This is a genomic window from Chloroflexota bacterium (genome assembly GCA_035652535.1).
Taxonomy (GTDB): Bacteria; Chloroflexota; UBA6077; order UBA6077; family SHYK01; genus DASRDP01.
The window spans coordinates 15,513-31,369 of the sequence record DASRDP010000080.1; the positions used below are offsets into that span (position 1 = coordinate 15,513).

Here is a 15,857-nt window from a genome sequence, read left to right on the forward strand (position 1 = left end):
GGTGATGGGTTGAGAGTTCGACTCTGGGGGCTTGCCGCCCTTTTCCTGGCGCTGATGATCGGTCTCCAGAGCTTCGGAGGACAGGGATTCCAGCTCCATCCAGATCGGGTAGCCGGTGCCCAGACAATCACGTGTCTGGGCGCCGGGGTCAGCGCGAACCCCACGACGGTCACCGCGCCCGGCCAGGTGACCATCATGGCCGATGGGTTCTCCCCGGGCTCCACGGTGAACATCAACGTCCTGCCCCCGGCAGGCTGGTCGTTCTCCGCACAGGCCCAGCCCACGGCCGGATCCGATTGCCGCGCCATCAGCAATATCTCCGTCGCCTCCTGCCCGGGCTGCCCGAGCGGTACCGCAACGGTTACAGCCAGCGGCACCCGCGTCGGCGGGGGGCCGGTCACCTACACCGGCGCGTTCCAGTTGATCGGCTCGCAGGCTCCCAGCCAGCCCTCGGCGATTCCGACGACGGCGCCAGCCACGTGCTCGATCCCCAACGCCTCGGTGACGCCCTCGGTGACGACCCAGGGCGGGCACGTCACCTTCCTCGCGACAGGCTTTTCCCCGCGAACGACGGTGTCCTTGCAGATCGTCGGGCCCGGGACGGCCAACTCCACCACAGCGCAGGCGGACCAGTTCTGTCAGATCGCGGTGGATATCGCCGTCGGCGTTACGGACCCGCCGGGCGTCTACAATGTGCAGGCGACCGGTCCTGCGTATTCGCCATTCCCGACGTTTGCCCCTTCGACCTTGCAGCTCAGCGCCAATTTCCAGGTGATCGGGGCGAGCCCAACGCCGCTGGGCGCGACGGTCACGCCAACGTCGACGAACGTCTGCCCGACGCCGTCGGTGGTCATGGCGTCGAACCGACTCACGCGCGGGCAGCAGACGACCTATAGCGCAGTTGGATTCCGCCCAGGTTCAATGGTTCAGGTTACCGTGGAGGACCCGTCGCTCCCATCGCCTCAACCCACGCTGCCGTTCTTCGTGGACAGCCAGGTCGGACCGGCAACCACTACGTGCGCCGTCGTCGGGACGCTTACTCCTAACCCGACGGTCCCAGTGGGCCACTACCGACTGTCGCTGACCGGGCTCAACCACGTGGGGGCGCTCGTCACGGCCCGGATCGACTTCGACGTGGTGGCCGAACAGGGAGTCCCGACGTCTACACCGCTTCCACCGCCGCCGCCTGGCGCGACGGCGACGCCGACGGTGCCGCCGACGACCCCGGGCGCGCCGGCACCGGTCGTCGTGCAGCAGACCTTGAATCTGATCGGCGGCGCTCGCGTACCCGTCGTGGGTCAGGCGAGCACGTACCAGCACGTGATCCGGGTCACCAACACGTCGCCCCAGGCCCTCGACTCGAGCGCCATCGCGCGCCTGTTCGACGTGATCGCCGCGTCCCTCCAGGGATCTGGCATCAACATGAGCTTCCAGACCGACTACGCGGAGACCTCGCAGATCGCGCAAGCGAGCGCAAACGTGGGGCGAACGACCGTGCGCGGGACGTCCGTCATCTGGGATGGGCAGCTGCAGTCGGGCGAAAGCCTCGAGCTGACCACCACGTTCGATTTCACCCCGACGACGGCCCTCGCCCTCAACCAGCCGATCCGCGGCCAGTCCTTCAGCGTGAGCGATCCTCGAGGAGTCACCTTGGCGCTGGCGCCGCAGCCGCTGCCCCAGCTCCCAGTCGCGCAGCGAGTGGTCCAGCCGCCGCCGCCACCGGTCGATCCGATCACGGGCAATCGTTACTTCTCAGAGACCGGTTTCGGGATCGGCGACGACAATATGTGGAATTACTTCGTCCGCAGGGGCGGTCTCCGGACGTTCGGATTCCCGATCTCCCGAATGTTCGTCCTATCGGGGCAATCCGTGCAGCTCTTCGAAAAGGGAATGCTGGCGGTGGACGATAGCGGCAACGTCACCACCCTCAACCTCCTCGAGGACCCGTTCCTCCCATACGACCAGCTCGGCGATCTCAGCCTGCCCGATGACGATCCTGGTCTCATCGGCTCGGCGCCCGACCCGGCAGCGCCCGACTACCTGGACCAGGTGCAGGAGTTCATCAGGGTCAACGCCGCGGAGACCTTCGATGGAAACCCGACGCACTTTTACTCCACGTTCCTGGGCACCGTTCCCTATTTCGATGCCTTCTTTACCGGAGATGGCGACCCGAACCTCCTGCCTGGGTTCGATCTGGAGATTTGGGGCTTCCCGACGAGCCAGCCAGGTTATCGCGTCATCGGGTACGACGTGATCCGGAGCGATACGCCCGGCGTTCCTGACACGCAGCAACCGGTGCTCGACACCAGCGTCGTGCTGCAGCGATTCCAGCGAGGTGTCATGCGCTACGACGCGACCACGGGCACGAGTACCGGAGTCCCCCTCGGACCCTATCTGCGGGCCATCATCATGGGTCAAGTCGACGCGCCGGTGCTTGCCGACGCGGCCTCCTCGAGTCCGCTGTGGGCCCAGTACAACCCGGACGCGGTGAACTGGATCGACCGCCCCGATGACCTGCCCGACACGAATCTGGTGCTTGCTTTCGAGCCGGAGTAGGCGCGAAGAGAACGGCTCGCCAGCTCGATTCATCCCAGGGGAAGTGGCCGTAGTAGTACTTTTTTCTCAGTCGGATTTCTCCGCGCGTCCTTCTAAACTGCGATGACGATGCGCAACGGGGTGTCCCCGCGTCATCGCCCGATTCCACGGTCGCGCGCGCGGACGGCGAACGGTTCATGTGATCGCGTTGGTCACAAGTCTGTGACGAATGTCGGGGAGGGCAGTGGGCAAGGGTTAAGCTCGTTGATCTGAGTGCGACAACGCGGAATACTAGGGCTTTCACAATCTTTAGCAGGGGGACCAGCGCAATGGCCGACGAGTTACGCGCCCATTACGACGATCTGCAACAGATCTCGCAACAGTTCGTGCACGCGGCAAATGGGATCGAGCAGATGCATCAAAAGGTCCGAAGTAGCTTCTCCAAGCTGCAGGACAAGGGCTGGATTGGCCAGGGTGCGAACGCCTTCTTCGATGAGATGGAAGGCAAGGTCAATCCGTCGCAGCTGCGCCTGCAGCAGGCGCTGGAGCAGGCCGGCCAGACGATCCAGAAGCTCGCGCAGTCCTTGAGGCAGGCAGAAGAGCAGGCCAGCGCCCTGTTCAAGCACGGCTGACCAGCGTAGCGTTCCTCGCGAATCGGTGACCGCGGATGAATTCGAGCGAGCTCGGAGGGAAATGTGCAAAACGAAATCAAGATGGAATACCCGCTCATGGAGGAGATGAAGCAGACCTTCCAGGCGGGACGTGAGCAGCTCCAGGACGCCTCGAACACGCTGAAAGGGATCGCGGACAAGCTCGAACAGGGCGCGCTTCTCGGGCAAGCGGGCAGCGCGCTGAGCGAAGCGGTCCGAGGACCCTTGATGGGCTCAGTGCAGAAGCTCTCGGACAAGTTCGAGGAGCTGCAGGGAGACATCCAGTACGCCGTCGACCAGATGAAGCAAGCCGAAGCGACCGCGAAGTCCAAGTTCTAGCGAGCGCCTCGAGAGGAGATGAGTCATGGAGATCGTCGCGCTCCTCCGCTTTGCGGAGCAGGTGGTCCAGAGCGTGATCCAGCAATACACCCAGCAGATGAACGTCGTGAAGGAGCAAGCCTACCAGCCGATGCAGCAAATCCTGCAGCAGGTCGAAGGGGGCGCGTGGACCGGAACCGGCGCCGACGCCTTCAAGGAGGAGCTCTCAAGCCTGCACATGCCCGGGGTTGGCACGATCGGCGAGCAGGGCGAGAGCTTCATCAAGAACCTGATGCAGGCCGGTCAGATCATGGCAAAAGCCGACCAGGAGGCTAATCAGCAGGTACAGGCCCTCGCCGAGGTGTTCCAGAAGATCATCGCGTTCTGAAATCGGCGATTCCGGAAGGGGTAGGAAACGATGCAGGCGACGGAAAACGAAGTCTACATGAACATCCCGGAGGTCCAGCAGATCGCGAAGACCTTCGCGCAGATCAGCGAGACGCTCAAGGCCGTATCGACGGCCCTCGGCGTCCTCATCAACATCCTCAAGTCTACCGCGTTCATCGGCATGGTCGGCGGCCTAGCGGAAGCACAGTTTCTCGAAGTCATCAAGAAGCAGATCGACCAGATGGCGGCGAAGTGCGACGAGATGAGCAAGGACGTCCAGGCCGCAGTGGAGGCGTACGAGCGCGGCGATGCCCAGGGTGCGACGAAGTTCCACTGAGCCCGCCAACGCGCGCGCTGTTCTCGCTACGCCCAGATAGGAGAGCGCTGGAGCACAATAGGGAATGAAGCGCTCGTGCGTACGTTGCCAGCGTACGTCGCCAGCGAACAGCCTCTTTTGCCACGACGTCGACTGCCCGGCCGAGCGGTCGCCGGTCGTGCTCGAGGCCGGCGACCGCCTGGGCGATATCGAGGTGGTGAAGGTCGTGACGACCTTGCGCTCCGCCGTCGTGTATGACGCGCTCCACCAGGGCCGGCCGGTGTTCATGAAAGTGGCGCACCCGGGTCCGAGGCACCGGGACCGGTTGATTCGTGAAGCGAGCTTCCTGCGATCGCTGCGTTCGGACAAGAAGAATCGCCATCCGACGTTGCCCAAGCTTCAGCCGCCCTACGTCACCACGACGCTCGATCAGGATGCGATCGGCACGACGATGTTGGGCAGCGAGCTGCTGCACTACTATCTGTCCGATCCCATCGACGGGCAGTCGCTCCACGACCTCCTGCTGCACCAGCCGCAATGGTGGATTCACCACGTGGGTTGGCTGTGCATCGAGCTGGCGACGACGATCAACACGCTTCACCTCAAGGGGCTCTACCATCTCGGACTGACTCCCTCCTCGGTCCTCGTGCGGTTCGATCACAAGCCATTTGTGCCCCACATCCTGCTGTGCGATCTGGGGATCGCGACTGATTCGGAGAACCTCGCCACGGACTGGTACCCGGAGATCGCGCCGCCGGCCTACATCGCGCCCGAGCTGCTGTCGGACGGCCGCGTACCCGTGGGTGTGCGGACCGACGTGTACGGGCTCGGACTCGTCCTCTCCGAAATGCTCGTGGGCAGGCCGGTCTTCGCGGACCCGCTGGCGAGCGATGCCGAGGTCGCGGCCGCAGTCCGCCGGGACGAGCGCATCGCGATGACTCGGGTCGAGGACGTTTCGCCGGTCGCGGAGATCGCGTTGCGTGCCGCCGCGCCTGACCCAGGCGCCCGCCAGCAGACCGCGGCCGACGTCGTGGAAGAGCTGGTTGGGGTCGTCGGCGAGGCGCCGGTCAAGAAGGGCGGACCGCTTCCAGAGCTGAACGCGGTGTTGGTGCTCGGGGGCGCCGCGCTTCTTGTGGCATTTTTGGTGTCGCTGGCCATTGCGCTCAGCGCCGGCCAGCCGACCTAGAGGATTGACGATTCGATGGCCGATCAGATGATCGTGGTTGACCGCCCCCCTCGGATCCAGCCGGATCTGCCGGTCGCGACGATCAAGATTCCCGCCCCGCCGAAGCGCGACAACCAGGCGGTGCGGCGCCTGCTCCAGCTCGCGTTGCCCGTCGTGACCATCTTCGGATTTGGCGCGGTGTCCTTCACGTCCGGCGGGAGCCGCGGGCCGCTGATGGCCATCATCATGTCGTTTTCCGTAATCGCTGCCTCCGCGCTGTCTCTTTTCAGCTACCTCCAGGACAAGAAGGAGCAGGCCGCGGCCGAAAAGGCATACGCGGCGCGCATCGTGGAATTGAACAAGGAGATGGCCCTCTCTCACGATCAGCAGCGTCGCTTCTATGCGTACAACTACCCGGATCTCGACATTGCCCTCGGGATTCCCACTGAAGCGCGCGCCGAGGCCGAGCGTGAAGAGCGGACCCTGCGCTCTGCCTCGCGCCTGTGGGAGCGACGGCCGTCAGACAACGACTTTGGCGTGCTTCGGCTCGGGCTCGGCGTTCAGCCCTCCTCCGTCGTATACGAGCTGGAGACCAGCGACCTGGACGATAGCCCCCTGGCGCGGATGGCCACCAAGCTCCAGGAGGACTCGCGCTTCGTTGCCGACGTTCCGGTGACCTTTTCGTTGCGTCCGCTGGTCGAGCGCGACGCGAGGGAAGCAGAGCAGGCGGAGCGACCCGAAGAGGAAGCCGCTGTCGAGCAAGAGGCGGTTGTTCGCCCGCACGCGCACTCCGTCGGCATCGCCGGGGCTCGCGCGTCCGTGTACGAATACGCGCGATCGCTCCTGGCTCACTACGTCGTCTTCCACGCCCCTATGGACGCAAAGCTGTACGTTCTGGGCCATGCGAACGGGGAGTGGACGTGGACGGAATCGCTGCCGCACTGCAAGGGATCGGAGAATCAGCCCCTCACCCTCCTCCTGGACAAGCCTGGCCCCGACGGTCCCGATGCTGGGCACGCTGTCGCGCTCAACAAGTATCTGGAGAGCCTGCGCAAGCTCCTCGGCCAGCGCCAGATGCGCCTCCGGGATACGGAGGCGCGCGAGCGGGGCGACGATCCGACCCTCCCCTTCTGCCTCGTCGTCATCGATCTGATGGAGATCGAGCCGGGCCTGGAGTCGCCCCTCCGGGAGCTGGAGTCGGACGCGGCGGTCTCCCTCATCTTGAAGGAGGGCGACGCCCTCGGCGCGGGGGTCATATTCCTCACACCCGAGCGGGGCAAGATTCCGAGCGACTGCCAGGCGGTTATCGAGATCGAGCGAACGGCCCCGCCGACGAACAATCAGTCCATGAGCGTGGCAGCGCCGCACTTTCGGTTTGCCCAGACGGGCGTCAATACGTTTCGGTATTTTGGACTCGCCGACGCCGTCGAATCTCCGGAGAAGGTCGCGAACCTCGGCCGCGAGCTTTCCACCCTGGACGTCCGCCGGGGCTTCGGCGCCGACCTGCCGGGTCGCGTCCCGTTCCTCGCGCTGACCGGCTGCGAGTCGATGGGGGAGCTGGTCGAAGCCGCTCGCGCGAACTGGCGGAGCAGTCGCTCCGCTCAGGACGCCAACTGGCTGCGGGCGACGCTGGGGATGGTGGATGGGGGTAAGCCGCGCACGCTGATCTTCTCGGCGAGAGAGGATGGCGTCCACGGGATGATCGCGGGCAGCACCGGGTCCGGTAAATCGGAGCTGCTGATCTCGCTCATCGCCATGCTGGCCTTCAAGTACGACCCGACGGCCCTGAATTTCGTTCTGGTGGACTTCAAGGGCGGCGGAGCCTTCTCCGAGTTTCGGGGCTTGCCGCACTGCGTGGACGTCATCACGAATCTCGGCGCGGGCGGCGTCACCCGCATGTTCGCGGCAATCCAGGCGGAGCTGCGCCGCCGCCAAAAGCTTCTCGCCGACACGGGCACCAAGGACATCGTCGACTACCGTCAGAAGAACCTGCATGAGACGCGAGAGCCATTCCCGTTTCTCTTCATCATCATCGACGAGTTCGCCGAGCTGATCGCCGATCGGGCCGAGTTCAAAGCCGAGCTGGAGAGCATCACGCGCGTTGGCCGTGCCCTTGGCGTGTCGCTGGTGCTGGCGGCCCAGCGACCCAGCGGCGTGACGGACCAGATGCGGTCCAACATCAAGCTGCGCATGTCGCTGCGTGTCGAGACCGAGGCGGAGAGCCGTGAGATCCTGAGGCGGACGGATGCCGCCTACCTGCCCGGGAGCATCCCCGGTCGAGGGTTCCTGCAGGTCGGCACCGATGAGATCGAGCCGATCCAGGTCGCCTACGGCGGCGATCCCTACATCGATCCAGCGAGCCGCCCGCCGGTCATTTGGCCCGATCGGCCACCGACCCGCCTGAACCGCGATCACGATCGACCCCCGCTCTACAAGGCGGTCATCAGCGCGCTCACCGCGCTGGCGACCGAGATCGGAGTCCCGGAGCAGCATGCGCCGTGGCCCGACCCGCTGCCGACCGAGCTATCCCTCACCGATGTGCTGCTGGCCGACATTCCGATGCTGGGATCGGTATCGTTCCGAGCCCCGAGCCCAGTGCTGAGCGCGGCCTGGGCTCAGCCGGCGGAGAACCGCGACATGTTCAAGATCGAGCAGATCACGTCCTCGAAGTACTTCGATCAGGCTTCGATGGACGCGCTGCTGCTCGGGACCCGGCGCGGGTCGACGGTGAGCCTGAACCCGGCGATCAACCGGTGGCTTGACGAGGGAGCGGGCTGGGTCGAGCCCCTTGACTGGCAGAAGCACGCGTTCCGCCCCGTGGTCGGCTTGATCGACAACCCGTCCGCCGCCCAGCAGGCGCCCTTGATCGTCGACCTGGCCCAGGGCCACGCCGCGATCTTCGGCGCATCCGGCTGGGGCAAAACGACGTTCGTCCGCTCGCTCGTCGTCAGTATGGCGGCGACCCATTCGCCGGCCGCCGGACGCTTCTTCATCCTCGACCTGGGCGGACACAATCTGAGCGCGCTCAAACATTTCCCGCACGTCGAGGCGGTGATCAGCCCTGACGAGGAGAGCTACAAGCAGCAGGTGGAGCAATTGCTTCGGGAGCTGGAAGACACGCTGGCTCGCCGGAAGTCGATCCTGGGTACGGGCGGCTTCGGGGACATTCGCGAGTACAACGCGGCGAACCCCGATTCGGCACTCCCCGGACTGGTCCTCGTGATCGACAACTTCGTCGAGTTCAAAGAGACCTTTGGGGAATCGCGCGACAGCAACGTGGACAGCGTGCTGGACCGGTTCGTAGCGCTCGCACGCGAATGCCGCCCGTACGGAATCTTCCTCGTCCTCACCGCGAGCCAGGTCAGCGTGCTCTCGAACCAGCTCTACAACGTGTTTACCGAGCGTTTTGCGTTGAGGCTGGCAGATCCGACCGACTATCGGGCCATCGTGGGCAGCTCGGTGGAGGATCCGGGCGAGATCCCCGGGCGAGGCTACGTGAACGAGGGCCGGATGCCGCTGTCCTTCCAGGTCGCCCAGCCGGTCGACACAGCGGCGAGCACGCAGAACAAGGAGCTGGAGCGGCTGGGCGCAAGCATGGCGGCGTTCATCGAGCGTGAAGGGCGGCGCTACGATCCTGTCATCGCCGTCGGGTCGCTGCCGAAGTCGGTGCTCTTCCGCCAGATCCTCGCGCGCGAGTACGGGCTCCCGCTGGACGGCCGCTTGCGCGGCGCGCTCCGGGACATGATGGCGCAGCACTGGGCGAACAGCCGCGAGGCAGCCAAGTCCAACTGGCTGGAAGTGCCGATCGGGCTGCTGCCGGGAAGCCGCGGCGTGCGCACCCTGCATCTGGAGGCGCGCCAGGACGGCGTACACGGCCTGGTGGCCGGCGGGACCGGGTCCGGCAAGTCCGAGCTGCTGATGACGCTGATTGTTGGCCTTGCTATCAACTACGCACCGGACATCTTGAATTTCGTCCTGGTCGACTACAAGGGTGGTGGCGCCTTCAAGCCCTTCGAAGACCTGCCGCACTGCGTCGACATCGTCACCAACCTCAACAAGGCGGCCGTCGAGCGGATGTTCACAGCTATCGGCGCCGAGGTGGCGCGACGGCAGGCCCTCAACGCCGAGACCAACACCAAGGACATCGTCGAATATCGAGCCAAGGGCCTGCACCTCACGCGTGAGCCATATCCGCACCTGTTCGTCATCATCGACGAGTATGCGGAGATGATCAGCGACAGCCCGGAGTTTCGGTCCGCGCTGGAGAGCATCACCCGGACTGGCCGCGCGCAGGGCGTTACCCTGATTCTGGCGTCGCAGCGCCCAACCGGTGTGACGGACCAGATGCGGGCAAACATCAAGCTCCGGATGTCGCTGCGAGTCGAGGACGCCGCGACCAGCCGCGAGGTGCTCGGTCGCGCCGATGCCGCCGCGTTGCCGAATAATCAGCCCGGCCGCGGCTACCTCCAGGTCGGGAACGACAACGTCGAGCTGATCCAGGTGGCGTGGACGGGCGACTCTTCGCCCGACCTCCAGATCGAGGAGCAGGCCGAGCCGCCGAAGTTCTTCGACGTGGTGGTGGACCTCTGCAACGAGCTGGCCGGGTCCGAGCGCCCCCTCTCGCCGTGGCCGCCGGTCCTTCCGCACGTCCTCACGTTCGCGGACATGCTCGAGCCCGCGTATCTCGACGCCGCTTCTCTCGCAGCCGCGTCCGACTCGGGGTTGCAGCTCAACTCCGCTGTGGCGCGCTGGGCCGCCGGCGATGGGGCGTGGCACGGCGTCGATTGGGGAACGACCGCCATGCGGGCCATCGTCGGGCTGGTGGACGATCCCTATCGGGCGCGTCAGCTCCCGCTCGTCGTCGATTTCAACCGTGGCCACGCGGTCATCTTCGGCGCATCCGGTTGGGGGAAGACGACGTTCGTTCGCTCCCTGATCACGAGTCTCGCGGCCACGCACAAGCCCCGAGAGTTTCAGGCCCATGTCCTCGACCTCGGCGGCCGAGGGCTGGATGCGCTGCGCGAGCTACCCCACGTCGGCGCGATGATCATCCCCGACGAGCGGGGCTATGAAGAGCGCGTGCAGCAGCTCCTCCGAAAACTGAACGAGGTCGTCGACAGGCGCAAGGCGGAGTTCGCCAAGCGGCGCGTATCCACGCTACCCGAGTACAACCAGGCGGTCGGGCCCGACGAGGCGATGCCCGCTATCCTGGTCGCCATCGACAACATGTCGGAGTTCCTGGAGACCTTCGGCGAGCTGCAGGCCGGGCCGAACAATCTTGTCGATGCGCTCGTCGCGCTCATCCGCCAGAGCAAACCCTACGGAGTGCACTTCCTCATCACCGCCGCCAGCCTGAACGTCATCACGAGCCGGATGTTCAGCCTGTTCACCGAGCGGCTGACCCTGCGCCTCTCGAATCAGGAGGACTACGCGTCCATCGTCGGGAGCCGCGTCGGCGAGATGGACGAAATCGCCGGTCGGGGGTACGTGCGGGAGCGGCGCCAGGCCCTCACCTTCCAGGTGGCGCTGGCGGGGGTCAGGAACGAGGCGGGCCAGCTCCTTGGCGAGAGCGAGAGCGTGATCCGCGTTGGCGAGCACATGCGCAAGCAGCTCAAGGAAGGCGACGTGCCCGAGCTGTTCCGGATAGACGCCCTTCCCAACTCCCTCTCTTACCGCCAGATGCTCATCGACGCGCTTGAGTTGCGCTCTGATGAGTCGTTCGTCGCGCAGCTCAAGGACGCGATCGCTGAAGAATGGGAGCGCAAGCTCCACACCAAGTCACCCGAGTGGCTGCGCGTGACCATCGGACATGCCTCCGGCGGCGGGCCACGCGAGCTCCGCCTCGAGGCGAAGTCGGATGGCGTCCACGGTCTCGTGGCCGGCGGGACCGGATCCGGCAAGTCCGAGCTGCTGATGACCCTCATCGTTGGCCTCGCGCTGAACTATCCGCCGGACCTGCTGAACTTCGTGCTGGTGGACTACAAGGGCGGCGGGGCGTTCAAGCAGTTCGAGAATCTCCCGCATTGCGTGGACATCGTGACGAACCTCAACAAGGCGGCCGTGGAGCGGATGTTCACGGCCATCGGCGCTGAGGTGGCGCGACGGCAGGCGCTCAACGCCGAGACGAACACCAAGGACATCGTCGACTACCGCGCCAAAGGCCTGCACCTCACCCGCGAGCCGTATCCGCACCTGTTCGTCATCATCGACGAGTACGCGGAGATGATCAGCGACAACCCAGAGCACAAGGAGAAGCTGGAGAGCCTCACCCGCGTGGGACGGGCCCAGGGCGTGAACCTCCTCCTGGCGTCGCAGCGGCCGAAGGGCGTCTCCGACCAGATGCGGGCGAATATCAAGCTCCGCATCTGTTTGCGCGTGGAGGAGACGGACACGAGCCTGGAGATGTTGCGCAGATCCGACGCGGCGTTCCTCCCGGGTGTGCCCGGGCGCGGGTACCTCCAGGCCGGCAACGAAAACATCGAGCTGATCCAGGTAGCGTACACCGGAGAGACGCAGATCGACGATCGACCCGCGCGCGTCGTGTGGCCTGATCGCCCGGTGCGTGACGAGCCGAGTCTGACTGACACGAAGCTGAACCTCAACGATACCGTGGTGATGGTCACGTCGGAGCTGCGCAGCGGGATTCCGACGCGGAAGCCCTGGCCCGCGTTCTTGCCGGAGCGCGTGAGTCTCCAGTCGCCGATCTACGATGGGCAGAAGAACACGCGGTTCACCCTGACGCGGGCGGTGGGCGACTGGCTCAACGGTGAGACCACTGGCCTGTGGCCGGGCGTCGATTGGCAGCAGGACGCGATGCAGGCGGTGGTGGGACTCGTCGATGACCCCGTCGAGGCGCGCCAGCCACCCCTCGTCCTCGATCTGAAGCAGCATCTCGCGGTTTTTGGCGACACCGGCTGGGGCAAGACCTCGTTCCTGCGCACCCTCATGGTGAGCCTGGCGGCGACCCATTCGCCCGCGGAGCTGCACATGTACGTGCTCGACCTGGGCGGTCGCAACTTCCGCACCATGGAGGACCTGCCCCATGTTGGCGCGGTCATCTACGCCGACGATGAGACGTTCGAGGAGCGGATGCAGCGGCTGCTCGATCGCCTCACCGATCTCGTCGACGAGCGCCAGGAGTTGTTCAGCCGCGAAGGTGTCAACGGGCTGTACGAGTACAACCAGCAGTTTCCGGACCGCGCACTGCCAGCCGTTCTGGTGCTCATCGACAACGTCGCGATTCTGCGTGAGAACTACGATCTGTTGGTGGAGAACACGATTTATCCGCTCATTCGCCGCTCCCAAGCGTCGGGGATCACGTTTGCGGTGACGTCGAACGGGATCAGCGGCCTGCCCAGCAAGCTGCTCACGCTGTTTGGCACGCAGTTCACCCTGAAGCAGAACGACCCGGACAAGTACATGGACATCGTTGGGCGAGGGGCGGTCGAATTCGGTGACGTCGCGGGCCGAGGCTACATTCGGGTCGATCGTCGGCCACTCCAGCTCCAGATCGCGTTGCCGGTTGGGCTCTTCACCGAGACTGGCGCCGACCACCGGCGCGAGGCCGAAGAGCTGGCGATCCTCGGCGCAAACATGCGCCGCGCATGGGATGCCCGCGCCACGGGCGAGAGCGCCCGGCCGGCCCCGATCACCGTGCTCGAGACGCGGCCGCTCGCGGCTGTAATGTCCGAGGCGCGCCCGCCCGGTCGACGCCGCATCGAGTCCGTACTGGGCATCAGCGGCGATCTGAGCCCCGCGCTCCTGGATCTCAAGCGCCAGGCCAGACACTTCATCATTTCCGGTCCGTCGCGATCTGGGCGGACGACCGTCCTCTACAACTGGGCGCTGTCCCTGGCCGACCGCTATCCGCCCGATCGCGTCGGTCTCGTGCTGGTCGATCTCCAGCGCAAGTTCGCCGACTACGGCGGCAAGCACCGCCTCGACGAGCTTCCGCACGTGCTCGCCTGCGCGTACGAGGCCACCGACCTGGACGCGGCCGTGAAGATGCTGAGCGAGGTCGGGGACCTTCTGGCGACGAGCGATCCGCCCCGGGAGCTTTTCATCCTGATCGACAACTTCGACGACACCGCGGCCGAGCTGGAGGGCACGGCCGCAGCGCGCGAGCTCTCAGCGGTCGTGCGGCGGTTCGATCGCGAAGGACTCCACTGCGTGATCGTTGGAGGCGTCGGATCGAGCGGATTCGAGCTGCAGCGCAGGATTCGGAACGCCGGGTACGGCGTCGGCCTGCGGACCGCGGAATCCGTTGGGGCGTTGAACGCTGCGCGCACGCCGACCGCCTTCCGCGGCGGGGCGGAGCTGCCCGTCGGGCGCGGGTACATCGTGCGGGCGGGGCAGACGACGATGATTCAGATCGCCGACCCGTACGCGATCGCACAGCCGGAATTCTCCACAAACGGGACCGGTGGCGCGCCGTCGACCAACGGTCGCGCGGGCGATCTTGACGAAGACGAGCTGGAGGACGCGACGGCGATGGCCCTCGATGGCTGGGTGGAGGCGATCGTGGCCAAATACGCCGGCTACGAGTCGGGCTGGGCGGTTGCGGCGGCTGAGGCGTCGGCCGACTCGGTCGTCCCTCCGCTCAGCCCAAAGGTGGCGAAGATGGGCGAGCTGGCTCAGCGCGCCCGAACGTGGGAGGCGCTGCAGATCCAGGCAAAGCCCGATCTGGAGCCGGTCCTTCAGCGCCGTCTCGACGAGTTTCAGCCGGAGACCTGGCGCGACGAGGCTGCCCTGCTCGAGGTGCTCCGGACAACCCTGCACCGAAATCTCGCCGGCATGCTGGGTGACGCTGGGGCCGCGGACATGTTGCGCGCCATGAGCGCCGAAGACGTGATGAATCAACTGGATAGCCTGTTACCAAAGGAAGAAACCAATGGCGTCGCCTCCTAAATATCTCGAGCTGCGCATCGACGTGTTCGCGAAATCCGGCCAGCGCGCTCAGGTGCTTCCCGAGATCAGACCTCCCGACTTGGTCGCCGCCATCCTGGAGGAGTTCGGCGACGAGCTGGATATCCTGGGCGCCGCTCCCGAGGCCTACTGGCTCCGCAAGGCGGAAGGGAACGAGCGGCTGGACGACCTGCTGCCGCTGGAAGGCCAGGTGCACGACGGCGAGCATCTCGTGCTCGAGGAGACGGACCCGGACCTCCCCGCCCATACGCGCCGTCCGGCGCGGTCGGTGTATCTGCAGGAGTCGACGACCCAGCGGGCGTTCAAGATTCCGTGGGTCCCCGCCATCGTTGGGCGCTCGGATCCGGATCTCCCGGAGAACGACCTCGTCGCGGTTGACCTGAGCGCGCACCCGGGCGGCGGGCGGGTATCGCGCCGGCATCTGCGTCTCTGGGAGGAGAACGGCGAGTACTACATCCAGACCGCCTCGGCGAATCCCGCGTCGATCGTGCGGGATAGGGACGTCGAGATTCCGGTGCCAGCGGCCAGCGCCAAGGAACGACTCCTTCCCCAGGACATCATCCGCCTCGACCGGAGCCAGATCACCCTAAAGTTCATCGTCCGCGAGGGTTAGCTCTATGAACTACGTAGTCCAGGCCAAGTCCGATGACCTGACGGAGATTTCGCAGTCGCTCAAGAAACAGGAAGAGGCGATCGGCGAGCTGAAGCGAACGCTCACGCGGATGAACGACCGTCTCAAGCAGGGGTGGATCGGCTTGGGTTCTGAGGCTTACTTCGCCGAGGCCGAGCGCCTCGTCCTTCCGGCGGTTCAGCGGCTGGCGGATGCTCTCGGTGAGGCCAGCCGCATGGTGACGGCGGTCGCCAACAAGCTGGGCACGGCCGATCAGCAGGCATCGTCGTCGTTCAAGGACTCGCAAGGCGGGGCGGGCCAAGCTGCCGCGACCGCCGCGCAGGCGGCGACGCGTCCGGCCGGCGGCGCGCAGGCGGCCGGCGGGGGCGGCATCGGTGGCGGCGCGGCAGCCGCGCTGGCCGGCCAGCACCTCGCCAGCCGACTCGACAGCGCCGGGTTCGGCAGTGCCGATTCTCTCCCCTCGTTGGGCACGACCTTCGGGTCCGGGATGGGAACGGGGTTCGACTTCGGGTCCGGCCTCGCCTCCAGTTTGGGAGGGTTCGGATTTACCGGCAGTGATCTGATGCCGGCGAGCGACTGGATGAGCAGCAGCGGCCTCGGCGACGGCGGAGGCTACGGCGGCGGAGGAGTCGGCGGTGGTGGGGGCGGAGGCGGCGTCAGCTCCGCGCTCGGCGCGTTGCGCGGACAGGCAGGCGCGGGGTTCGGCCTCAGCGGCGTCGCGACCGGGGACACGCCCGATGTGACGTACAGCGGCCTCGGCGGGTTCGGCGCCGCGGGAGGCCCTCGGCCGATGAATTTCGGCATGCCCATGGCGATCGCGGCGGCAAGTCCGTTCGCTGCGCTGCTGGGAAAGGTGATCAAGGATCGATCGCAGGCAGAGTAGTCGTCCAATGGCCGCTGGGGTCGTCACTCCTATGGGTCGAGCACCGG

At 65.9% G+C, this 15,857-nt stretch carries 9 protein-coding genes; all 9 read left to right on the forward strand.

Translation table 11 applies throughout. The annotated features are described in order from the left end of the window. Positions 1-9: 9 nt before the first annotated feature. Positions 10-2,556, forward strand: coding sequence for a hypothetical protein (locus tag VFC51_08430; protein HZT07042.1), 2,547 nt, complete (start codon positions 10-12; stop codon positions 2,554-2,556). Positions 2,557-2,864: 308 nt separating this feature from the next. Next, positions 2,865-3,167: a WXG100 family type VII secretion target gene (locus VFC51_08435; protein HZT07043.1), complete on the forward strand. Its 303-nt coding sequence runs from the start codon at positions 2,865-2,867 to the stop codon at positions 3,165-3,167. Between the two features lie 63 nt (positions 3,168-3,230). Next, a complete protein-coding gene (locus VFC51_08440; GenBank protein ID HZT07044.1) occupies positions 3,231-3,524 on the forward strand; it encodes a WXG100 family type VII secretion target in 294 nt (97 codons plus the stop codon). 25 nt (positions 3,525-3,549) lie between these two features. Beyond that, positions 3,550-3,891 (forward strand): WXG100 family type VII secretion target, encoded by a 342-nt coding sequence (locus VFC51_08445; protein ID HZT07045.1) that lies wholly within the window; start codon positions 3,550-3,552, stop codon positions 3,889-3,891. Positions 3,892-3,921: 30 nt separating this feature from the next. Continuing rightward, positions 3,922-4,227: a DUF6507 family protein gene (locus VFC51_08450; protein ID HZT07046.1), complete on the forward strand. Its 306-nt coding sequence runs from the start codon at positions 3,922-3,924 to the stop codon at positions 4,225-4,227. Positions 4,228-4,291: 64 nt separating this feature from the next. Further along, the gene (locus tag VFC51_08455) at positions 4,292-5,392 is read left to right on the forward strand and encodes a protein kinase (protein ID HZT07047.1); all 1,101 of its coding nucleotides are present in this window, start codon (positions 4,292-4,294) and stop codon (positions 5,390-5,392) included. 15 nt (positions 5,393-5,407) lie between these two features. Further along, the gene (locus VFC51_08460; GenBank protein HZT07048.1) at positions 5,408-14,278 is read left to right on the forward strand and encodes an FtsK/SpoIIIE domain-containing protein; all 8,871 of its coding nucleotides are present in this window, start codon (positions 5,408-5,410) and stop codon (positions 14,276-14,278) included. Next, positions 14,262-14,909: a hypothetical protein gene (locus tag VFC51_08465; GenBank protein ID HZT07049.1), complete on the forward strand. Its 648-nt coding sequence runs from the start codon at positions 14,262-14,264 to the stop codon at positions 14,907-14,909. Before VFC51_08460 ends, VFC51_08465 begins: the two co-directional genes overlap by 17 nt. A gap of 4 nt (positions 14,910-14,913) precedes the next feature. Beyond that, entirely contained in the window at positions 14,914-15,810 is an 897-nt protein-coding gene (locus VFC51_08470; protein ID HZT07050.1) for a WXG100 family type VII secretion target, read from the forward strand. Positions 15,811-15,857: the final 47 nt, after the last annotated feature.